The sequence below is a fragment of the Amycolatopsis pigmentata genome (genome assembly GCF_042684065.1).
Classification (GTDB): domain Bacteria; phylum Actinomycetota; class Actinomycetes; order Mycobacteriales; family Pseudonocardiaceae; genus Amycolatopsis_E; species Amycolatopsis_E pigmentata.
The window spans coordinates 462,437-483,026 of the sequence record NZ_JBHUKR010000007.1; the positions used below are offsets into that span (position 1 = coordinate 462,437).

Below are 20,590 nucleotides of genomic sequence, written 5' to 3' on the forward strand. Positions count from 1 at the left end.
GAACCGATGAGCACCGAGTCGACGACCACCGAGCAAGCTCCCCAAGCCTGGGGCGACCCACGACCGCCTTCACCGAAGTGGTCCGGCCGGAAGATCGCGGTGGCCGCCGCCGTCGCGGTCGCCATCGCCGCCTCGGGCGCGGCCGTGATCTACGCCGGAACCTCGTCGAACAGTGCCCAGCAGAGCACGCCCGCCGGTGGGATCGGCCAGGGACCTTTCCCCGGCTTCGCGGGCGGATTCGCGGGCGACGCGCTGCACGGCGAGTTCACCGTTTCCTCCGACGGCGGATACCTCACCGAACGCATGCAGACCGGGACGGTCAGCGCGTCGAGCGCGAACTCGGTCACCGTGAAGAGCGAAGACGGTTACACGCAGACCTACGCCATCGACTCCGCGACCGAGAAGCAGGGAAACCTGACCGACGGGAGCGCGGTGACCGTGATCGCGAAGGTGCCCACCGGCTCGGGCACGGCCACCGCGCTGAGCATCAGCGATGCCGACGCCGGGCCAGGCGGAGCCGGTGGCTTCCCCCGAGGCGGCCCGCCCGGGTTCGGGGGCTGATCCCCTTTCCTCCGGTTCCGCTTAGCAGGACTGGAGGTTGTGCCAGTCTGGTCGCGTGCGGAATGTCAGCGGCGCTCTGGCGCGGCAGTCGATGCTCGTCGCCGGGGTGTGCGTGGTCACCGATGGCGGGCAGTTCCTCATCCTCGGGCCGCCGCTGACCGGCTGGCGGCCCTGGGCGCTGCTGGTCGCGACCGTGATCGCGAACGCCGCCCTGGCTCTCCCGGCGCGGTGGTCCGGGGCGGTGCTGGTCGGCCATGCCGCGCTGACGACTGTCGGGCCGGTGTTGGGGCTCGGTATCCGCGCGGACGATGCCGGGCTGCTGATCGCCGGGTACCGGGCGGGTGCCTGGCTGGGAACTCGCTCGGCCGCGGTGGCGCTCGCCGCGTTGATGGCCGCGCTGGTGGCCAGCCCGATCCTCGCCGGTAACCGCGTCGGTCACGACTGGCGACTGCTCGTCCTGTATGTGCTGATGCGCGGTCTGCTGCCCTGGCTGGTCGGCCGGTACACCACCGCTCGCCGCGCCTACCTGGCCGATCTGGAACAACGCGAAACCGAGGCCGTGCGCCGCGCGGTCATCGAAGAACGCGGTGCCATCGCCCGCGATCTGCATGACGTGATTTCCCACCACGTCAGCGCGATCGGGATCCACGCGGGCGCGGCCCGTCTCGCGCTGGCGGGCCAGGACGCTGACGGCCCGGTGCCGCGGTCGCTGAGCGCGGTGGAAAAGGCGAGTCGCTCGGCGATGTCCGACCTGCACCGGCTGCTCGATCTCCTGCACGGACAGTCCCCCGAGGCGCTCCAGCCCGGCCTGAACGACCTCTGCGATCTGCTGCACGGACTTCCCGCCCGCCTGGTCGTCCACGGCAAAGCCCGGGAACTGCCGCCGTCGCTCGAGATCGCGCTCTACCGGATCGCGCAGGAAGCGCTGACCAACGCGCTGCGGCACGGGGACGGCGGAAGTATCGAGGTGGAACTCGCCTACACCGACAACGAGGTCGCGTTGACGGTCACGAACACAGTGCCGCGCGAGGCCAGGCAGAACGGCGAACGACATCATGGGCTGGCCGGCATCCGGCGGCGGGTGACGTTGTACGGCGGCAAGCTCGGCTACGGGCCGGAAGACGGCCGTTGGCGGCTCACCGCCTCATTCCAGCTCGAGGGGGAACCGACTGTGCCGATCGTTACCAACCCGACCACAGCCACGGCGGAAACGGGTCTCTGCAAGCGGTGCGGTTACGGACCGTCTCCGCCTGCTTTTGGTCGGATTGGTAAATGGCAGCCGAGATGAACGACGCGACGGCACTCACCGTCATGCTCGCCGACGACCACGCGCTGTTCCGCTCGGGATTGCGCGCGGTGCTCGACACCCAGCCCGATCTCGACTGCGTGGCCGAAGTCGCCGACGGCCGGGCCGCGGTCGCCGAGGTTAACCGGCTGCGCCCCGACGTCGCCGTGCTCGACGTGCGGATGCCGAAGCTGGACGGCCTCGCCGCGACCGAGGCGATTCTCGCCATGCCGGGCAACAAGACCAAGGTGCTCGTGCTGACCACCTACGACTCCGACGACTACGTCTACCGTGCGCTGCGGGCGGGGGCGAGCGGCTTCCTGCTGAAGAACGTGCCGCCGGAAGAGATGATCTCGGCGCTGCGGGTGGTGGCCCGAGGGGACGCGCTGATCGACCCGTCCGTGACGAGCCGGCTGATCTCTCGGTTCGCCACCAGCATCCAACCGCCGGTCCTCCCGCCCGAACTGGAACGACTGACCTCGCGGGAACGGGAAGTCCTCTCCCTGATCGCGCACGCGCGCAGCAACGCCGAAATCGCCGCCGAACTGAACGTCGGCGAGGAAACCGTGAAAACGCACGTCTCCCGCGTGCTGGCCAAACTCGGCCTGCGCGACCGTGTGCACGCGGTGGTTTACGCCTACCGGCACGGCCTCGCGCGGCCCTGACCTGTCCCGGGGATCGTCTCCCCCGTAAGAGGGATCGCCGGTCCCCCCGCGACGTGACGAAAACCCGGGCTCGGCTCGATACCTTCGGTCACGATGAAAACCAGGGGGTTTCGCGTCGCGGTGATCGTGCTGTCCTGCGCGTTCGCGGCCGTTTTCCTGCCCGTGCCCGCGTCGGCCGACAGCGCGCCCACCGGTGGTGACCTGCACATCGCGCAGACGCTCGGTGATCGGGACCTGACCGTGGTGATCCGGCGGGTCGACGGCGTGCCAGGACCGCTCCCGGTCGAGGTGGTCACGCATGCCGGCACCGCGCCCGGCACCCTCGGGCTGCGCGCGTTCCCGGTCGAGGGGGACGGAAACAGCACGGCTTCGCTGGTACTCGGGGTGCTCCCGGGCTCGTACCCGGCCACGCTCTCGGTGGACCGGCCGGGCCCGTGGGAACTGGCGATCGACGATGGCCGCGAGGTCGCACGGATCCCGTTCGTGGTGCCCGCCCGCGTGGTGCCCCCGTGGGAGAAGGCGGCCTACGGAGGATTCGTCGCGGCCGGATTGTTCCTGCTGGTCGCGTTGGTGACCGCCCTGCGCGCCAGACGCACTTGGCTCACCCTCGTGCCGGGCGCGGGCGTGGTGGCCGCGGTCGCGGTCGGCATCACCGCGGCCGTGCTGTCCGCGAGCACACCACCCCCGCCACAACCCGGGCCTCAACTGGATCCGACCGGTGCGGACGTCGCCGACCCGTACGCCATCGTCTCCTCGTTATCCACAATGGACTTTTCCCGGCCCCCGGTGAACCTCGTGGTGACCTCCGACGCCGTCGCGGGTGCCAGTGGTGAGGTGGAACTGGCCTTCACGGACGGCTCGACCGGGCGTGGCGTGGACGACCTCCTGGTGCACGACAACGCCTTCGTGCACCTGGTGATCATCGGTCCGTCGGGCGAACTCTGGCACCTGCACCCGGTTCGCGTCGCGGCGGGTCGCTACCGGGTGCGACTGAACCCACCCGAGCCCGGCGAGTACGCGGTCGCGGCCGAGATCGCCCGCCGCGGTGGCGGCGTGCAACTGGTCCGTGCGAGGTTGGATGTCCGCCCGGGCGGACGAAGCGTCTTCCCGGCCACCGTGCAGGCAGAGGTCCGGACCACCGTGGCCGGCGCCGGAAGCCCGAGCACGATCACCGCGCACTTCACCGGACCGGCCGATCTCCAGCCGTGGCTGGGCATGCTGGGCCACCTGATCGCCGTCGGCCCGCTCCCCGGCGACGCCGACCTGGGCACGGCCGCCCTCGCGGCACCGGTGTGGGCACACGCGCACGCGATGTTCCCGGCCACGCCCGGCGCGGTGGGAGGCCAGCCCGACGAGACGGTCGCGGCCTACGGGCCGGATGTCTCCTTCACCTACACCTTCCCGCTGCCCGGCCGGTACCGGCTCTGGATCCAGGCCGAGCGCGGCTACGCCGTGCTGACCGTGCCGGTGACCGTCGAGGTGCTCCAGAAGGGGGCCGGGGAATGACAAGGCGCCGAATTCTCGTCCTGGCACCCGCGGTAGTGGTGCTCGCGGCCGTGCTGGCGTTCCTCTTTTGGCCGTCCGGCGGTGGCCCCTCGGTGGCCCAGGCTTCGGGCCGTCTCTACCAGGTGCGCCTCACCGTGGACGAGCCCCGCCTGGGCGCGGGCGTCCTGACTCTCGACGTAACACCGTCCACTGTGGACACTGTCACGGTCGAGCCGGTGATGCCGCAGATGGGACACGCGCTCTCGCCGGTGCCCACGACCGAGACGGCGCCGGGTGCGTACCGGGCCGAAACCACGTTCCCGATGGTGGGGCAGTGGGAGATCACCGTGGCCCTGCACGGTCCTTCCGGTGCCGACCAGGTCGTCATTCCGTTGCTGGTCAAGGGATAGGAGAAGAATGGATCTCACTGCGAACCGGGGGGCCGTCACCACGACGGCCCGAGCGCGAGGGATGCCGGCGGCGCTGACGCTGCTGGCCGCCACGGTGATCTCCCTGGTCGGGCTGACCTGGGACATCCAGTGGCACAACGACGTCGGCCCGGACACCTTTTTCACCCTGCCGCACCTGTTCCTCTATTCGGGCAGCGCGATCGCCGGGTTCGTCAGCCTCGGGGTGGTGCTCGCCACGACCGCCGCGCAGCGGGCCGGCCGCGCGGTCGATCCGATCGTCGGCGGGCGCGCGATCCGCACCCTCGGCGTCTTCGCCGCCCCGGCCGGCTATCTGCTGTCCGGCGCGGGCGCCGCGTCGTTCCTGATCTACGGGCTGTGGGACCAGTGGTGGCACGGGCTGTACGGGTTCGACGCGGTGATCAACTCCCCGCCGCACATCGGGCTGTTGCTGTCGGCCACGGTGACGATGGCGGGCACCATCATGGTGTTCGCCGCGGCGCGGTCGGAGCGCTGGGGCCGGATCGGCACGCTGGGGGCGCTGGCCATCCTGCTCACCTTCAGCATGGTGACCGTCCTCGGGCTCAAGGACCTCGACGGCACCGTGAGCTGGACCAACGCGGCGAGCGGCTTCCTGTCCGTGCTCCTGGTGATGGTCGGCGCAGGTTTCCTCGGCCGTCCCGGCGGGGCGGTGGGCACCGCGATCATGGTCGGCGTCATCCAACTCGCGTTCTGGTGGTTCTCGCCATGGGCCGCGCGCGCCTACGCCGGCGCGGTCGGCCTGCCGATGCGTGACTACGTCTTCGTCGTGCCCGTGCTGCCGGCGCGGGTACCGATGTGCCTGATCGTGGTGGCGCTGCTCATCGAAGGCGCGCTCGTCCGGGGCCGGGCGTCCCGATGGGCCCCGGTACTGGCCGGCGCGCTCGGGTCACTGGTCGTGGCCGTGTGTGCCGCGTTCCAGTCGGCCTGGATCTACGCCGGGCCCGGGCCGAGGCTGATGGAGGAGGTCACGACCGGCGTGGCCGGCGCCGTGCTGGGACTGCTCGCCGGTTTCCTCGGCTGGCGTTTCGGACGGATGCTCCGCCTGGTCTCGCCGCCGCGGCCGGGGGAACTCGAAGGGGAGGCAGCATGAAAACGCGCCGGATCGGAAAGGTCGCCGCGGTCATGCTCGCCGTGCTGGGGCTGACGCTGACCGCCACCCCCGTGGCGGCCGCGTACGAGCCGGTGAACGTCGTGCACACCGAACGGGTCCAGGCCGGCCCGTACGGGCTGACGGTCGGGTTCAGCACGTGGCCGCTGCGGGCGCTGCAGTCGCTGGACTTCACGTTCGCCCCGGACGGCGGGATAGACGAGTTGTCGGGAACGCTGACGCAAATTCGTCCGGACGGCCGCGCGGGCCGGCGCCCGCTGGCACGGCACCCACGGAAGCGGGATGTCTGGGGTCTGGACGTGTACTCGCTCAAAACCTCGGGGGACTGGACCTTCCGGTTCGAGATCGACGGTCCGCAGGGACACGGTAGCGGGGAATTGAGCCGTCTCGCGGTGCTTCCACAGCCGGGGCCCCCGCTGTCGCTGGGCTGGTCGATCAGCGTGCTGCCGCTGGTCGGACTGGCCGTGTTCCTCGCGGTGGCCTGGCGGCGCACGAAGTCCCAGGTGGCCGGTACAACCCCGGCCACCTGAGAACGAACGCCGTCAATATCACACGAAAGTCGTTAATCAGCTCAGGACAGGAGGTCGAACTGGCCGGCCTTCACGCCGGCCAGGAAGGCCTCCCACTCACCCGTGTCGAAAACGAACACCGGGCTCGCCGCGAGCTTCGTGTCGCGCACGCCCACGAGGCCCGCGGTGCCGGTGTTGACTTCGACACAGTTTCCTCCGTTGGGCTCACTCGCGAAGGATTTGACCCACTTTCCCTCTTCGAAAAGACTTCCCGCGGTGCTGGGGTCGTAAGCCCGCGGGTGCGGACGTTCCGCCATGGGTGCTACCTCCGTGCGTGCTTGGCAGCTCGTCTGACATGGGCAAACGAGCCACCCCCCGACTTTCACGTCAACCCTCGTGGGGCCAGCCGGGTGATCCAAGACTTGACCACTCGACAGCAGGATTATTCCAGTAGTAGGATTAATCTCCCCGGCCGGGTGGCAGGTTCACCGAACCACCGGCCAGGGCCACAGGCAACAACCTCACGGGGGAGGTGTCCCGTGCTCGCAGCAGACACGGCCGCGGCACCCGCCGGGTTCGGCCATCGGCCACCCGGCGCGGTCCAGACCACGCCGTTGCCGTTCGTGATCGTCGGCAGCGTCAACGGACGTCAGACGGCTACGAGCGCGGCGACCCCTGCCGACGCACTCGAGGAGATGCTCGGCTGGCTCCGGCTCGACGAAAACGCCTCCGCCGTGTGGTACCTGCGCGAAGACTGGCCCGGCACCCTGCTCGCGATCGGCAGGCCCGCACCGGGCCTGGTCGGCGAGACCCGGCGCTGCGCACACCTTTTCCCCCTTCGCCCGGGAATGCTGTTGTACGGCTCCATAGTCGCGCATTGCGGGACCGAGCTCCACCTTCCGGATATCGAATGGCTGAACCTGGGCGCGGGAATGCCCTGTGAATGCTGCCTCGCGTTGTCCGAACCCGCCCAATGTCACCTGGAGGGACAATGACCGTCAGAATCGGGGACGCCGAAGGAATCGGCCGCTGGCCCTCCGCCCGTGAACACATCGCGCGCGAGCTGGCCGACGAGGCCGAACGCGCGCCGATGCGCACGAACTTCCGGCCACACCGGCTGGTCCGCCGGTTGTCCGCGCGAGCGTTGAGCAGGATCAAAGACTGAAAGCGCTTTCCGAAATCTTTCCGGGGCGTGGCCGCTGAAACCGGCTACGCCCCCATCTTCACGCGGTAGAAATCGGCCATGTCTTTGAGGAACTCCCGGGTCTCCTGACGTTCGAGAGCCGCGCCGCGCAGCCGGTCCCAGGCGTCCACGAAAAGCTGGAAGTCCTTCTGGTCGTCCAGGTAGATGCCGCCCGCAGAATGTTCGATGTAGACGAAATCCCTGGTGCGGTCGGGAAACCGCATGATGGTGAAGTCGTTGGGCACCGCGGCGAGCCGGGCGTCGAATCTGAGCACGTGGATGTAGACCCGCTGGCGGCGGTCGAGTTCCATCAGATGCTCGATCTGGTCCAGCATCACCGCCGGGGCGTCGCCACCCGGAGCCCTGCGCAGCGCGGCTTCGCTGAGGATGAACCGGTAGTACGGCGGCTGCGCCTGGTCGAAGACGGCCTTGCGGTCCAGCCGGTTGCGGACCAGGGAGGTCACGTCGGTGGCGCCGAACTCGGTGAACCGCTTGAGCATGTAGTGCTCGGACTGCAGCGGTCCCGGGATCCGCTCACCGTGCCAGGTCATGATCTCCACGGCGGCCGGTTCGAGATCGGTGAAGGTGCGGAACCAGTGCGGCACCACCGACCGGTACCCCGACCAGTGGCCGCGCTGTCCGGCCGCGGCGCGAGCCAGGTTCATCAGCGCCTCCGACTCGTCACCGTTGACGCCGAAGGCGTCCAGCATGGCCCGTACATCGCCGAGTTTGACGCCCACCGCGCCGGATTCGATCTTGTTGACCTTGCCCTGGGTACACCCCAGGACCTCGGCGACCTGCTGCTGCGTCATCTTCGCGGCGGTCCGCGCGTGCCGGAGTTCGTTCCCGAGTTGCTTGCGACGGGATGTGACGGTGCTAGCCATCGCGCATACCCCTGGCCGCTCCCGTTGACTCGTTCATGATCGCAATCCGTCGACTTTACCCTGTTCACGCACAGGATAGCCATGGTAACCGGCGGACGGTTGCCGGGGAAACAGCCTCGGCGCGCAGTTACACGGCCGTTCAACAGGCAGGCCACATGGGTCGCGCTAGGGTGACGACAGGGCCCGAGACGGGAAGGCAGGCAAGTGAGCACGAAGGCGAGCATCGGGGTCACCGGACTGGCGGTCATGGGGCGGAACCTCGCCCGCAACCTGGCCCGTCACGGGCACATCGTCGCGCTGCACAACCGTTCCGAGCAGCGGACGCGGGATCTCGTGGAGCAGTTCGGCGACGAAGGACAGTTCATTCCGGCCTACTCCGCGCGGGAGTTCGTCGATTCACTCGAACGGCCGCGTCAAGTGGTCATCATGGTCAAAGCCGGGGCACCCACCGACGCGGTGATCGAGGAGTTCGCGCCGCTGCTGGAAAAGGGCGACGTCATCGTCGACGCGGGCAACGCGCACTTCGCGGACACCCGCCGGCGCGAGGCCGCCCTGCGGGAGCGTGGTCTGCACTTCGTCGGCACCGGAGTGTCCGGCGGCGAAGAGGGCGCTCTGCACGGGCCGAGCATCATGCCCGGCGGCTCGAAGGAGTCCTACGCGTCGCTCGGTCCACTGTTCGAGGACATCTCGGCCAAGGTGGACGGTGTGCCGTGCTGCACGCACATCGGCCCGGACGGCGCGGGGCACTTCGTCAAGATGGTGCACAACGGCATCGAGTACTCCGACATGCAGCTGATCGCCGAGTCCTTCGACCTGCTGCGCGGCGCGCTCGGCTACGAACCGGCGCAAATCGCCGAGGTGTTCCGGACCTGGAACACCGGCAGGCTGGACTCGTACCTGATCGAGATCACCGCCGAGGTCCTCGCGCACACCGACGCCGCGACCGGCAAGCCGTTCGTCGACATCGTCGCGGATCAGGCGGAGCAGAAGGGCACCGGCCGGTGGACCGTGCAGATCGGCCTTGATCTCGGCGTGTCCATCAGCGGCATCGCCGAGGCCGTGTTCGCGCGTTCGTTGTCCGGCAGTGTCGGACTGCGCGAGGCAGGCCGCGGCCTGCCCGGCCCGACGCGAGCACCGCTCTCGGGTGCCGCCGCGGAAAGCTTCGCCGACGACGTCGAGCGGGCGCTGTACGCGTCGAAGATCGTGGCCTACGCCCAGGGGTTCAACCAGATCCAGGCCGGCGGGGCGGAATACGGCTGGGACATCGACCTCGGCGCGGTCGCCTCGATCTGGCGGGGAGGCTGCATCATCCGGGCGAAGTTCCTCGACGACATCCGCGCCGCCTACGCCGCCGAGCCCAAGCTGCCGACCCTGCTGACATCGGGTGACTTCCGCAAGGCGGTCGACGAGGCACAGGATTCCTGGCGGTCCGTGGTGTCCACGGCCGTGCGGCTCGGCATCCCGACCCCGGGCTTCTCCACCGCTCTCGCCTACTACGACGGCCTGCGCGCCGAGCGCCTGCCCGCCGCCCTGGTCCAGGGTCAGCGGGACTTCTTCGGCGCCCACACCTACCGGCGGACCGACCGCGACGGCTCGTTCCACACCGCCTGGGCCGCCGAAGGCCGCCCCGAGTCCCCGGCCTGATCGGGAGGAAGGAGTGTTTACTACGAAACATCCGTAGTAAACACTCCTTCCTCCACTTCCCGGCCCCGACGAGCGTCACCCCCGCTTGGACTTGAAGACGGCGAGGAGGCTGTCGATCTCTTCGTCCACGATGTCCTTGGTGAGGCCGAGTTCGGTGAGCACCTCGTAGGCGGGCCCCTCGCGCTGGTCGATGAGGCCGAGCAGGATGTGCTCGGTGCCGACGTAGTTGTGCACCAGCCGCAACGCTTCGCGGACGGTCAACTCCAGCGCCTTGCGGCTCCGCGCGCTGAACGGGATGCGTTCGGGCAGGTCGTCCACGCCGGGCGGCAGCAGGGCCGACACGCGCTTGCCGACCTCGGTCACCGACCCGGCATGTTTCTCGATGATCTTCGCCGCGATCCCGTCCGGCTCGCCGAGGAGGCCGAGCAGGAGGTGGATGGTGTCGATCTGATCGTTGTTGACGCCACGAGCGGCCCGCGCCGCGTGTTCCACCACGTTGCGGGCGCGCGGGGTGAAACGGCTGAAGTCCGCGTGCCCGGAGGAGGCGAAGAACTCCTTGGGGACGAAGCGTTTCTGCGCTGCCTGTTTGGAGACGCCCATGCTCGTGCCGATTTCGGTCCAGGACGCGCCGGACCGGCGGGCCTGGTCGACGAAATGACCGATCAGATGGTCGGCCACCTCGCCGACCTGCTCGGCCACCAGCACGGCGTCGGAGAGCTGCTGAAGCGGGTCCGAGCCGGGCGTCTGGCTCTTCACCGACTCGATCAAGTCGTCAAGACGAACTGGAATGCTCATGGTGATTCCTTATCTTTGTTCGCGAGCTGCGCGCCCCCGCGATCGTTCAGATTCCTTCGCGATTCGCGCCCGCAACCTGGTCGACGGGGCATCGATGCCATGCGTCAACCATAGGTTGACGATAGCGGATCGTCAACCATAGGTTGACGATCGTCAGACTGGAGCCTGCCAGTCGCCCGAAGGACCAACGGGTTGTCCCAGCGCCTTCGGAGCGCCGAGCGAGCGCGAAATCCCCCGGGCCGCGGCGCGCACCGCGGGCACCAGGACGCGGGGGTCGGTGCCCTCCACCGGAACCACGATGGAGATCGCGGCGACCGCGGTGCCGTCGGGGCCGAACACCGGCGCCGCCACCGAGACCGAGATCAGTTCCACCTGCCGGTCGCTGATGACGAACCCGTCACGGCGGATGCCGGCCAGCACGCGCCGAAGCTGCTCCGGAGCGGCGATCGTCTTCGGGGTGTAGGTCTTCAACGGCCCCGAAAGCACTTGTTCCTGCACCTCGGGCGAGGCGTAGGCGAGCAGAACCAAACCGACACCGGTGGCGTGGGCCGGAAACCGGCCACCGACCCGGGACACCACGTTCACCGCGTTACGGCCGGAAATCCGTTCGATGTAGACGACATCGGGCGCATCGAGCACCGCGAGCTGGACGTTTTCGTGCGTCGCCTCGTACAGGTCTTCGAGGAACGGCATCGCGTTCTCGCGCAGGCCGGTGCCGCGTGGTGAGAGCGACGCGACCTCCCACAACCAGAGACCGACGCGGTAACGCCCGTCGTCCTGCCGCTCCAGCGCACCCCGGCGAGCCAACTCGCCGACGATGCGATGCGTGGTGGACAGCGGAAGCCGGGCCCGGCGGCTCAGATCGGAGAGAGTCAGCGCGGGACGGTCCGGTGTGAACGCACCGAAGACGTTCAGTACGCGATCGACCACGGATGGCGCCTGCGCCGAGGTATGCCGCACAACTCCAGGTTACGGGGTCACCACGCCACCACGCCCGGTACCGGCTCAGCCCCAGACGAGCTCGGCCGTCTCGACGATGCGTTCCAGCTTGGCTTTCTGCTGGTCCTCGGTGAGGTCGTTGCCCTCTTCGGTGGAGGAGAACCCGCACTGCGGGGAGAGACAGAGCTGGTCGATGTCGACGTAGGACGAGGCCGTTTCGATCCGGCGCCGCAAGGAATCCACGCTTTCCAGCTCACCACGCTTCGTGGTGACCAGGCCCAGCACCACGTACTTGCCCTTCGGCACGAAGCGCAACGGTTCGAAGCCACCGGAGCGCTCGTCGTCGAATTCCAGGAAGTACCCGTCCACCTCGAGCTCGTTGAACAGGGCGTCCGCCACGAAGTCGTATCCGCCTTCGGCGACCCAGGACGAGCGGAAGTTGCCCCGGCACAGGTGCGTGGTGACGGTCAGTCCGGCGGGCCTGCCGGCGAGTGCGGCGTTCAGCGTCTTGATGTTGCGGATGTGCTGCTTCTCGGGGTCCCCGCCCATGCGGGCCACCATGGCGCGCTGCTCCGGGTCGTTGAGGTAGGCGAGGCTCGTGTCGTCGAGTTGCAGGTACGTGCATCCGAGTCCGGCCAAGCCGGCGATCTCCTTGGCATAGGCCGCCGCGAGATCGTCGTAGAACTCTTCGATGTCCGGGTACACCTTCTCGTCCACCGCGGCCCGGCCGCCCCGGTAGTAGATCATGCTGGGCGAGGGGATGGTCAGCTTCGGCGTCACGGAAGGGTCCACAATGGACTTCAGGAAGGTGAAGGCGTCACCGAAGATGACACCGTCGAGGTCCACCTTGGCGCCGACCTTCAGCCCGGCCGGGTTGAACTCGATGTCCCCCGCGGGATTGTGGAATCGGACGTGCAGCCGCTCCTCGCTCTTCGCGACGCCTTTCAGCTGGTAGATGAAATCCATGTGCCAGGAACCGCGCCGGAACTCACCGTCGGTCGCCGAAGCCAGGCCGGCCGAGCGTTGCAGTTCGACCGCGCCGCGGATCGCTTCGTCCTCCACGGCACGAAGATCGTCGGCGGAGATCTCACCACTGCCGAAGGCCTCGCGAGCGTGGTGGAGTTCAGCGGGCCGCAGCAGGCTGCCCACATGATCAGCGCGGAACGGCGGTGTCGTACGCGGAGTCATGCCTCGATGCTGGACGCGGCGGCCAGGGTAAGCAAGACCCGTTCCACCCAACGGCAATGTTGATCACCGGCCGGGACCGAGCACGACGGCCGTGTTGTGGCCGCCCATCCCGAGCGAGGACTTCAGCGTCAGCCCGCCGTCGACCGGTGTCTTCCCGCTGAGCAACTGCGGATGCCCCGGCGCCACCTTCGGCGGAGCGGGGAGGTAACCCCGCTCGTAGCCCATCGCCCCGACCGCGAGTTCGACCGCCGCCGCGGCACTCTGGCAGTGGCCGGCCAGCGGTTTGATCGAGTAGATCCCGGTTTCCGGACCGAAGAACTCCTCCAGCAGCGTCGCCTCGGCGGTGTCGCACTGTCGGGTCCCGGGCCCGTGCGCGTTCACATAGGCGATCTCCGAACCCGCCACGCCCGCGTTCTCGAGCGCGTCGGCGTAGCACGCGCGCAGGTGCTCCAGACTCGGTTCGATGGAGATGACGTGGTAGGCGTCGTGGGTCATGGCACCGCCCAGCACCCGGGCATAGGACCGCGCGGGCCGCTTCGACAACACGAAGGCCACCGACGCCTCGGCCATCGCGAACCCGCGGCTGCCCTCCTGGAACGGACGGCAGGCCTCCAGCGGCTCGGCGTCCGCGACCACCACCCGCAACCTGGTGAAATGCCAGATGTTCTGCGGATTCACCGACAGGTCGGTGGCCACGAACACCACGTCGTCGACGATCCCCGCGTCGAGCCACGCCTTCGCGGTCAGCAGACCCGCGTTACCCGACGCGCACATCGCCCCCACGCTGATCGCCGGGCCGTGAAAACCGAACTCCCGCATGAACATCGCGGGCGGGGTCGACGGCATCATCGACAGGTAGTCGCGGCCTCGCCCGAACCGGTTCCGCGCGTAGAAGTCCTGCCACATCGCGGTGTCCCGGAGCACTTCGGCGTGCACCACCCCGACCCGCCGTCCGGGTGTCCAGCCGCGCTCCCGGGCATCGGCGACGGCTTCCCTCGCCGATGCCCGCATGGCCCTGGCGAACCTGCTCGCTCCGTCTGTCTCGGCACCGCCGTCGGGAACCCGCACCACCCAGGCCTTTTCGTCGCCGTCGCGTCCGTACCCGCCTTCCAGCGTGGCCGCGTGTTTTCCGGACGACAGGCCCTCCCACAACCGTTCGCGGCCCCAGCCGTAACCGGTTACCGCACCGATTCCGCAAATTGCCATTTCCGGCGAGCTCATGGACTCGCTCCTCCTGAACTGTTCGCCCTAGGATCCTGGCGGGGGCGAAGGCCCCCAACAGGTCAGTTCAACGACCGGGCGCGGGTGGTCCATATCAATCCGGTCGGAAATGACCATGTTGGGTGCCTTCGCTCTACAGGAATGGCAACCAATGGTGTAGACACCAGTGACGAGGCTCTCGGCGGATCGGACGAAAGTATGGAGGCAAACGCCGACCGGCCCGCGCCGGTCGATCACGAGCAGGTGATCGACCTCGCGCTGTCGGCCGACCGTGCCGTCGTCTGGGCACTCGATTTCGAGGACGACAAGCTGACCTGGCACGACGGGTTCCAAGATCTTCTGGGGGCACCGGCCGAGCGGGTCGAGGCCATCGTGACCGAGTTGATCGAACCGCTGAAAACGGCCGCGCGGACTGCCGATCTCTGGCAGGATCTCGACCTTGAACGGCCCTACCGGAGCGCGCCTGGCCACTACAGGTGGATCCGGTTCCGGGCAAGGACGACGAAGAACGGTTTGCTGGGTATCGCCACCGACGTGACCGACCGACACGACGAGCGCCGCGAACTCGCCGACCTCGCCGACCGCTATCGGCTGCTCGTCGAGCTCAGTCCCGACCTCATCGGGGTGCACCAGGACGGCGTTCTGGTCTACGCCAACCCGATGCTGGCGCGCTTCGCCGGTGCCACCACCAGCGCCGATCTGCTCGGCAAGCCGATCACCGATTTCGTGGCCGACGAGTCGATCCCGGAGATGCTCGACCGCATCGCCTCGCTGACCGATCCCGGTGCCAGCACCGAGCCCTCCGAAGCGATACTGACCTTCACCGACGGCACCAAGGTTCCGATGGAAGTCGTCTCGGTCCGTACCACTTGGGAGGGCACAACCGCCTATCAGGTGATTTTGCGTGATCTCAGCGCGCAAAAAGCGGCGCAGTCTTCCCTGCGCTACCAGGCGGCCTTGGTCGAACACGTCAGTGACGCGATCATCGGCACCGACGCCGACGGTCGCGTGACCAGCTGGAACCCGGCCGCCGAAAGCATCTATGGGCTGCCAAGGGCGGTCGCGCGCGGGCGGCGGGTGGGCGAACTCGTCGGCGCCCCGCTCGAACCCGCGGAAATACTCCGGGCCGGCGGCGTGATCCAGGCCAGCCACCGGGCCTCCGACGGCTCGGCGCTCGAGGTCCGGGTGTCCGCGGCGGAGATGAACGGTGGCTACGTTCTCGTCTGCGCCGACGAAACCGCGCGACGGCAAGCCGAGCGGCAGTACAGCACGGTCGTCGCGTCGCTGGACGAGGGCGTGCTGGTCATCGGCCCGGACGGGATGGTCATCTCCGCCAACCCCGCGGCGGAACGCATCCTCGGCGTGCCCGAGGCCGCGATGAAGGGTTCGGCGCCGCGCGAATGGCCGCTCTACGACGAAGCCGGCAACCGGCTTTCCCCGTCGCAGTACCCATCCGCCCAGGTTCGGCGCACCGGTGTGCCCCAGGTGGGCCGCGTGATGCGCGCGCAGCGGCGTGACGGGCGGACGGTGTGGGTTTCCATGTCCTGCCGGGCGATGCACCCGGAGAACATCTCGGCGAGTTCGTTCGTGCTGTCGTTCAGCGACATCACCGAGCGCCGTGCGATCGGCGAACGGCTCGAGCACGACGCCACCCACGACCCGTTGACCGGGCTGGCCAACCGCACCCTGGTCCTCGACCGGCTCACCGGGGTACTGGGCGAGACCAGGATCGCGGTGTTGTTCATCGACCTGGACAAGTTCAAGGTCATCAACGACTCGCTGGGACACACCGTCGGCGACCGGGTGCTGCGGATCGCCGGGGAACGGCTGCGGCGCGCCGTGCGGGGTTCCGACCTGGTCGGCAGGCTCGGTGGTGACGAGTTCGTGGTGCTCGCCTTCGACACCCCCGGGCCGTCGTCGGTGAAGGCGCTCACCGAGCATCTTCGCGAGTCGCTCACCCGGCCGATCACGGTGGACGGCCGTCGCCTGCACGTCGACGCCAGCATCGGCATCGTGGTCGCCGAACCCGGCGACGAGCGCGGCGCCGACGATCTGGTGCGTGACGCCGACGTGGCGATGTACCAGGCGAAGACGCTCGGCCGGGGCCGCTTCGAATTCTTCGACGTGCAACTCCGGGAGCGGGTGCAGCGGCGGTTGCGGCTGGAGCAGGATCTGCGGGACGCGGTGCGCCTCGACAAGTTGTGGGCGGCCTACCAGCCGGTCGTCGACCTCCGGTCGAACCGGACGGTCGCCGTGGAAGGCCTGCTGCGGTGGACTCATCCGGCGCACGGGGCGGTGTCGCCGACCGAATTCATCCCGCTGGCCGAGGAAAGCGATCTGATCAATCTCCTCGGCACCTACGTGCTGAAGGAGACCACCCGCGAACTCGCGAAGCGGCGCGCCGAGGGGATCGAGGTCGATCTCAAGATCAACCTGTCCACCCGGCAGCTGGACGACCCGGGTTTCGTGTCCGCCGTGGCGGAGGCGCTGGAGCAGACGGGGCTACCCCCGAAGGCGCTGTGCCTGGAGATCACCGAAAGCGCGCTGATGCGGGATTCACACGCCGCCGACGACGCTCTGTCGGCGCTGCGCGGAATCGGGGTCCGGCTGGCGATCGACGACTTCGGCACCGGCTACTCGTCGCTGGCCCAGTTGCAGCGCCTCACCCTGGACACCCTCAAGATCGACCGGTCGTTCGTGACCGGGCTGGGCACCTCGTCCGACGCGGCGGCGATCGTCACGAGCATCATCGCGATGGCGCACGCGGTCGAGCTGACCGTGGTCGCCGAAGGCGTCGAGAACGCGACCCAGCTCGAACTGCTGCGTGACCTCGGCTGCGACCAGGCCCAGGGCTTCTACCTCGGAAAACCGCTTCCCGCCGAGGAGCTGTGGGGAATCGAGGAGTAGCAAGGGCCTCAACCCGCCGTGACGGTGGCGATCAGCTTCCCGACCTGCTCGCGGGTGGTTCGCCAGACCGCTTCCACCGAGTCGCCATCGGCCACGAACCCGGCCAGGACGACGCCCCGGATGGCGGCCAGCGCGGTCGTCACCACCGCCGCGCCGTCGCACCTGGCGACGAAGTCCGGCACCCGCTCGGCGAGGATTTCGGCGACGACGCTGTTCAGCTGTTTGTTCAGCATGGCGACCGGCGCCCGCAGCGCAGGATCGGTGCGGCCGGCCAGCCATAGCTCGACCACAGCGGTGAAGGCCGGGCTCTGATGCAGTTCCCACAATCGGTCCACGAGCGCCAGCACCATTTCCGCCTCGGTTTCCCGGTGTGGAGAACGCTCCCGGAACTCTTCGGTGATCCGCTCGGTCGCGTGCTCGAGCGCGGCCACCACGAGTTCCGTCTTCGTCGCGAAGTAATGCGCCTGAGCGCCCCTGGTCACCCCCGCCCGCGCGGCTATCTGTGCCCCGGTGACGTTCGGGTAGCCGTATTCGGCCAGGCAGTCGACCGTCGAGTTCAGCAATGCCGTCCTGGTGGCCGCCCGCCGCTCCGCTTGGGTGCGTCGTCTTACCCCAGCCATCCGGCCACCTTACTCACGGCGCGGGTAACGAGTTGTGAAGTTCGTTTCCCACAAGGATTTCACGGGCGAGTGCCGTCGATCCCGCCGGAAGGGACACCCGATTTCCCCGTCAGCCACCGGCAAGCCGACGTGTGCCTCGGTGAGCAGCAGGAAGACCCGGTCCCCACCGTGAGAGAACCACGAGCAATCCGTCCTATGTAGACAATCCGGCCGGCCTGTGACGGCCCTCCGGGCTCGGGCCGACCGGCGTGGGAACGATCACAACGAGACCATGAAACTTACTTACGGTGATGAAACACGTCATGCGCGCTGTGAGGCTTGCGGCGGAGCCGGTGCTCGTGGACCGCAGCTCCGATGACGCGCCCCTGGCATCACCGCGCTGAACCCGACGAGCCCACACGAGTGACTCCACCGCCCCGCCGCGGAACGGATCGTCACAGCGCTTACCTACCAAGAAACCAATGTGCTGGCCAAACTCGGATATGCGATCACTCCGCCGCAAGATGGGGAGCCGGCCTGACCGCGCCGAATCCGTCCAAACCTGGTAACGCGACACCGGCACTGAGAACTTCGGCGTACCGCCCGCCGAAGGCTGTCCCCCGTGCGAGCTACCAGGAAGTGTCCCCCGCACGGGGACCCGTCTACGTGGGGATTTTCGTAGTTTTCCCTCATGGACAACGACATCGCGAAGACGGACGAGAGCGACCAGACCGACAAGGCGGCCAGGAGGAACAAGGTGATGCGACGGTGGGCGCGCTTCGCCGTCGTCGCCAACGTCATCTTCTCGCTCTGCTGGTTGCTCGCCGCTGTCTGGCAGGGCCCGGCCTACAGCTCCGTCGCTCACACCATCAGTGACATGTACGCCGTCGGCGCCCCGGGAGCGGCCTTCCTGATCGTGTTCTTCACCTTGTGTGGCGCGGTGGTGATGTGGTTCGCCTACCGGTCGCTGTGGCCGTCGCTCCGGGAAGCGGGCTGGCCTGCCAAGGTGGGTGTCATCCTGGTGGCGGTTTCCATCTTCGGGCTGGGCGACCTGCTGAGCCTCTTCGAGCAGGAGGGTTGCCGGCTCGCCGACGCCGGATGCACCACCGAACTGCAGACCGCGAACTTCGGCGGTGCCACCGACGCGACCCTGAGCACGCTGGGCGTGTTCGCGCTGATGATCGGCGGGTTCTTCCTGTACATGGCGATGAACCGGCTGCCAGAGTGGAAGTCGTGGGCGCGGCCGGCCCTGTACGTGACCATCGCGTTCCTGGTGATCTTCCTGCTGGACGGAGTGCTGGGTGGCGCGGGAGTGGGCGGCTTGCTGGAGCGGGCGATCGCTTTGTCCGGCGCGGCCGCGCTCAGCGCGCTGGCGATCGGGGTGCTCCGCCGGACCAAGAAGGCCGCTGTCCCCGCCAAGGCCGCCGCATGATCGGCGGCACGGGGTTCTCGGGCACGACCTGCCGTCAGGTCGTGCCCGATCGCTCGTGGAAACAGAGGGCACGGCGCCTTGCCCGCGCGGCGCGGAGAATGCTCCCGCCGGGTCGGGCGGCGCGGCTGGCGGCGGTACGAGAGCACGCCAGGAGGGTCCGCGAAGTACACAGCCGGGTGACACACGACGTGACCGCGATGGTCGTCCAGGCCGACGCGACGCAGTTCCTGGTCGACGAGACCGCGGACCGCGCACAGGCCGGACTGCGGGCGATCGCCGAGACGGGTCGCCGGGCCATCGCCGACTTGCGGGATCTGATCGAAGCTCCCGACGCGGCCCCATGGCAGTCGTCAGGGCACGAGGCGGGCGGCCCACCTCGGCCCCTTCGACGAAATATCTACCGGAAACTTCGGTTCTTCACAGGAAACGCAAGGGCCGCGCGCCGGCGTACTGCCCATCGGGGCAGAATCTTTCGCCGCATCTACCCGGGCGGCAAGCACGATGTTGTGCGCATACAGTGGACTCCCTAACGTTTCGGGAACGTCAGGATTCCCCTTTCCATTGGAGTTTGAATGTTCCGCAAGGTTCTGGCCGTCGGTGCCATCGCGACTGCCTGCGTCCTGTCCTTCGCCCCGGCCGCGATGGCGGACGACTGGCGGTACGTCGAGTCGTCCATGGACAAACACAAGCTGGAGGCGGAATGCGACGCCGGCAAGGCCTTCGGCGGTTGGAACGAATGCAACATCACCGAGGACAACGGGTATCACCTCTTCGTCCGCTGATGTCGTCGTCGGTGTCGTCCCCGCCACGCGGGCCGGGACGACACCGACGGATCGGTCAGCCGGTGATCGCCAGCGGGGGCGAAGGATCACTGACGTGGTAGTCCGCCTCGAGCGTGAGCATGTCGGTGACATGGACTCTGCCGAAACAACCCATGATGTTCTGCGGCGCCAATCGTGCGACACCGGCCGGCAGTCCCGCGTTCGCCGTGAATGACAACACCCCGGTCGCGTTGCTGTATTCGGCTGGGACGTTTCCCACCATGTCGAAGGCACAGCCGGTGGCCGAGGCGTGCACGTTCACCGGCCCCACATAGCCGACGCTGGTGTTGGCCGCCGCGTCATAACCGGTGATGGTGAGGTTGTAAGGCTGGCCGAGCGGTGTCGCCGTGCCTGCTCCCAGCGGCGTCGTGCAGCTCTGGCGGAAGCTCACCGACAAAGTACCGATCCTGCCCGGGACGGCGTAGGTTCCGCCGGCGATCGATCCGGTCATGGTCGAAGCATGCGTTCCCGCCGACGACGGGCAGGTGAGGTGGACCCCGACTGTCCGGTCGGTGATGGTCACGGAGTCGGCGTACGCGGCGAAATGACGGTCCGCGTTGCCGTTCCGGATGGTGACACTCCCCGCCGCGGCGGCCGGGATGGCCGCCGCCACCAAGGCGGCGCAGACGGCCGCCCCCGCGGCCAGAACAGTTACCGTGCGTCTGTGCATTGAGATTCCCGTCTCCGATCTGAACCGCTTATGCGTTTTCCGGCACGAGCTGTACTTCTCCTGAAGAATCCCTCGTGGGGAACCTGTCGACCCGGAAACGTTAACCGGCCACGGAATACGGCACAAGAATCCTTCGCCACCTCCGGCGATGAGGTAAACCGTCCGAGGACCCCCGAAGAGTGGAAAATGCGGACGCGGCCATCATCCCCTTTTCAGGGAATTCCTTATCGAGTCGCGTCACCGCA

The 20,590-nt window shown here is 68.3% G+C and carries 22 protein-coding genes; 14 read left to right on the forward strand and 8 right to left on the reverse strand.

From position 1 onward, the window contains the following. The first annotated feature begins 6 nt into the window (after nt 1-6). From ACFSXZ_RS15115 to ACFSXZ_RS15145, 7 genes are all read left to right on the forward strand, one after another. Entirely contained in the window at nt 7-561 is a 555-nt protein-coding gene (locus ACFSXZ_RS15115; protein WP_378265589.1) for a hypothetical protein, read from the forward strand. 55 nt (nt 562-616) lie between these two features. Further along, complete coding sequence (locus tag ACFSXZ_RS15120; protein WP_378265591.1) at nt 617-1,849, forward strand: sensor histidine kinase; 1,233 nt, start codon at nt 617-619, stop codon at nt 1,847-1,849. Then, nucleotides 1,834-2,511, forward strand: a complete 678-nt coding sequence (locus ACFSXZ_RS15125; RefSeq protein WP_378265593.1) for a response regulator — start codon at nt 1,834-1,836, stop codon at nt 2,509-2,511. Before ACFSXZ_RS15120 ends, ACFSXZ_RS15125 begins: the two co-directional genes overlap by 16 nt. A gap of 93 nt (nt 2,512-2,604) precedes the next feature. Then, nucleotides 2,605-4,017: a hypothetical protein gene (locus tag ACFSXZ_RS15130; protein WP_378265595.1), complete on the forward strand. Its 1,413-nt coding sequence runs from the start codon at nt 2,605-2,607 to the stop codon at nt 4,015-4,017. Beyond that, entirely contained in the window at nt 4,014-4,406 is a 393-nt protein-coding gene (locus ACFSXZ_RS15135) for a FixH family protein (RefSeq protein ID WP_378265597.1), read from the forward strand. Before ACFSXZ_RS15130 ends, ACFSXZ_RS15135 begins: the two co-directional genes overlap by 4 nt. Nucleotides 4,407-4,413: 7 nt before the next feature. After that, on the forward strand, nt 4,414-5,535 hold the full coding sequence (locus ACFSXZ_RS15140; RefSeq protein WP_378265599.1) for a hypothetical protein: 1,122 nt from the start codon (nt 4,414-4,416) through the stop codon (nt 5,533-5,535). After that, nucleotides 5,532-6,083, forward strand: coding sequence for a hypothetical protein (locus ACFSXZ_RS15145; RefSeq protein ID WP_378265601.1), 552 nt, complete (start codon nt 5,532-5,534; stop codon nt 6,081-6,083). The genes ACFSXZ_RS15140 and ACFSXZ_RS15145 overlap by 4 nt, the downstream gene beginning before the upstream one ends. Before the next feature lie 41 nt (nt 6,084-6,124). Here the strand turns inward: ACFSXZ_RS15145 and ACFSXZ_RS15150 are convergent, their stop codons facing one another. Further along, nucleotides 6,125-6,379: a DUF397 domain-containing protein gene (locus ACFSXZ_RS15150; protein WP_378265603.1), complete on the reverse strand. Its 255-nt coding sequence runs from the start codon at nt 6,377-6,379 to the stop codon at nt 6,125-6,127. Between the two features lie 222 nt (nt 6,380-6,601). Between ACFSXZ_RS15150 and ACFSXZ_RS15155 the strand changes: the two genes are divergently transcribed. After that, nucleotides 6,602-7,057 (forward strand): hypothetical protein, encoded by a 456-nt coding sequence (locus tag ACFSXZ_RS15155; RefSeq protein WP_378265605.1) that lies wholly within the window; start codon nt 6,602-6,604, stop codon nt 7,055-7,057. Next, nucleotides 7,054-7,227 (forward strand): hypothetical protein, encoded by a 174-nt coding sequence (locus ACFSXZ_RS15160; protein ID WP_378265607.1) that lies wholly within the window; start codon nt 7,054-7,056, stop codon nt 7,225-7,227. The genes ACFSXZ_RS15155 and ACFSXZ_RS15160 overlap by 4 nt, the downstream gene beginning before the upstream one ends. Before the next feature lie 44 nt (nt 7,228-7,271). On the opposite strand, the gene ACFSXZ_RS15165 is transcribed toward ACFSXZ_RS15160, so the two are convergent. Continuing rightward, nucleotides 7,272-8,129 (reverse strand): helix-turn-helix domain-containing protein, encoded by an 858-nt coding sequence (locus ACFSXZ_RS15165; RefSeq protein ID WP_378265609.1) that lies wholly within the window; start codon nt 8,127-8,129, stop codon nt 7,272-7,274. A 204-nt stretch (nt 8,130-8,333) separates the two neighbouring features. Between ACFSXZ_RS15165 and gndA the strand changes: the two genes are divergently transcribed. After that, nucleotides 8,334-9,773: an NADP-dependent phosphogluconate dehydrogenase gene (gene gndA, locus ACFSXZ_RS15170; RefSeq protein WP_378265611.1), complete on the forward strand. Its 1,440-nt coding sequence runs from the start codon at nt 8,334-8,336 to the stop codon at nt 9,771-9,773. A 75-nt stretch (nt 9,774-9,848) separates the two neighbouring features. Here gndA and ACFSXZ_RS15175 read toward each other — a convergent pair whose 3' ends face one another. The 4 genes from ACFSXZ_RS15175 to ACFSXZ_RS15190 all read right to left on the reverse strand — a co-directional run bounded on the left by ACFSXZ_RS15175 (nt 9,849) and on the right by ACFSXZ_RS15190 (nt 13,916). After that, a complete protein-coding gene (locus ACFSXZ_RS15175) occupies nt 9,849-10,568 on the reverse strand; it encodes a Clp protease N-terminal domain-containing protein (RefSeq protein ID WP_378265613.1) in 720 nt (239 codons plus the stop codon). 153 nt (nt 10,569-10,721) lie between these two features. After that, complete coding sequence (locus ACFSXZ_RS15180) at nt 10,722-11,528, reverse strand: IclR family transcriptional regulator (RefSeq protein WP_378265615.1); 807 nt, start codon at nt 11,526-11,528, stop codon at nt 10,722-10,724. 45 nt (nt 11,529-11,573) lie between these two features. Continuing rightward, entirely contained in the window at nt 11,574-12,695 is a 1,122-nt protein-coding gene (locus ACFSXZ_RS15185; RefSeq protein WP_378265617.1) for a 5-methyltetrahydropteroyltriglutamate--homocysteine S-methyltransferase, read from the reverse strand. A gap of 63 nt (nt 12,696-12,758) precedes the next feature. Next, nucleotides 12,759-13,916, reverse strand: a complete 1,158-nt coding sequence (locus ACFSXZ_RS15190) for a beta-ketoacyl synthase N-terminal-like domain-containing protein (protein ID WP_378265619.1) — start codon at nt 13,914-13,916, stop codon at nt 12,759-12,761. A gap of 198 nt (nt 13,917-14,114) precedes the next feature. Between ACFSXZ_RS15190 and ACFSXZ_RS15195 the strand changes: the two genes are divergently transcribed. Next, complete coding sequence (locus ACFSXZ_RS15195; protein ID WP_378265621.1) at nt 14,115-16,823, forward strand: sensor domain-containing protein; 2,709 nt, start codon at nt 14,115-14,117, stop codon at nt 16,821-16,823. Between the two features lie 8 nt (nt 16,824-16,831). Here ACFSXZ_RS15195 and ACFSXZ_RS15200 read toward each other — a convergent pair whose 3' ends face one another. Then, entirely contained in the window at nt 16,832-17,443 is a 612-nt protein-coding gene (locus ACFSXZ_RS15200) for a TetR/AcrR family transcriptional regulator (RefSeq protein WP_378265623.1), read from the reverse strand. A gap of 670 nt (nt 17,444-18,113) precedes the next feature. Between ACFSXZ_RS15200 and ACFSXZ_RS15205 the strand changes: the two genes are divergently transcribed. From ACFSXZ_RS15205 to ACFSXZ_RS15215, 3 genes are all read left to right on the forward strand, one after another. Then, the gene (locus ACFSXZ_RS15205) at nt 18,114-18,854 is read left to right on the forward strand and encodes a DUF998 domain-containing protein (protein WP_378265625.1); all 741 of its coding nucleotides are present in this window, start codon (nt 18,114-18,116) and stop codon (nt 18,852-18,854) included. A 98-nt stretch (nt 18,855-18,952) separates the two neighbouring features. After that, entirely contained in the window at nt 18,953-19,384 is a 432-nt protein-coding gene (locus ACFSXZ_RS15210) for a histidine kinase (RefSeq protein WP_378266466.1), read from the forward strand. Nucleotides 19,385-19,426: 42 nt separating this feature from the next. Then, nucleotides 19,427-19,636, forward strand: coding sequence for a hypothetical protein (locus ACFSXZ_RS15215; RefSeq protein ID WP_378265627.1), 210 nt, complete (start codon nt 19,427-19,429; stop codon nt 19,634-19,636). Nucleotides 19,637-19,691: 55 nt separating this feature from the next. On the opposite strand, the gene ACFSXZ_RS15220 is transcribed toward ACFSXZ_RS15215, so the two are convergent. Continuing rightward, complete coding sequence (locus ACFSXZ_RS15220) at nt 19,692-20,345, reverse strand: hypothetical protein (RefSeq protein ID WP_378265629.1); 654 nt, start codon at nt 20,343-20,345, stop codon at nt 19,692-19,694. Nucleotides 20,346-20,590 lie beyond the last annotated feature (245 nt).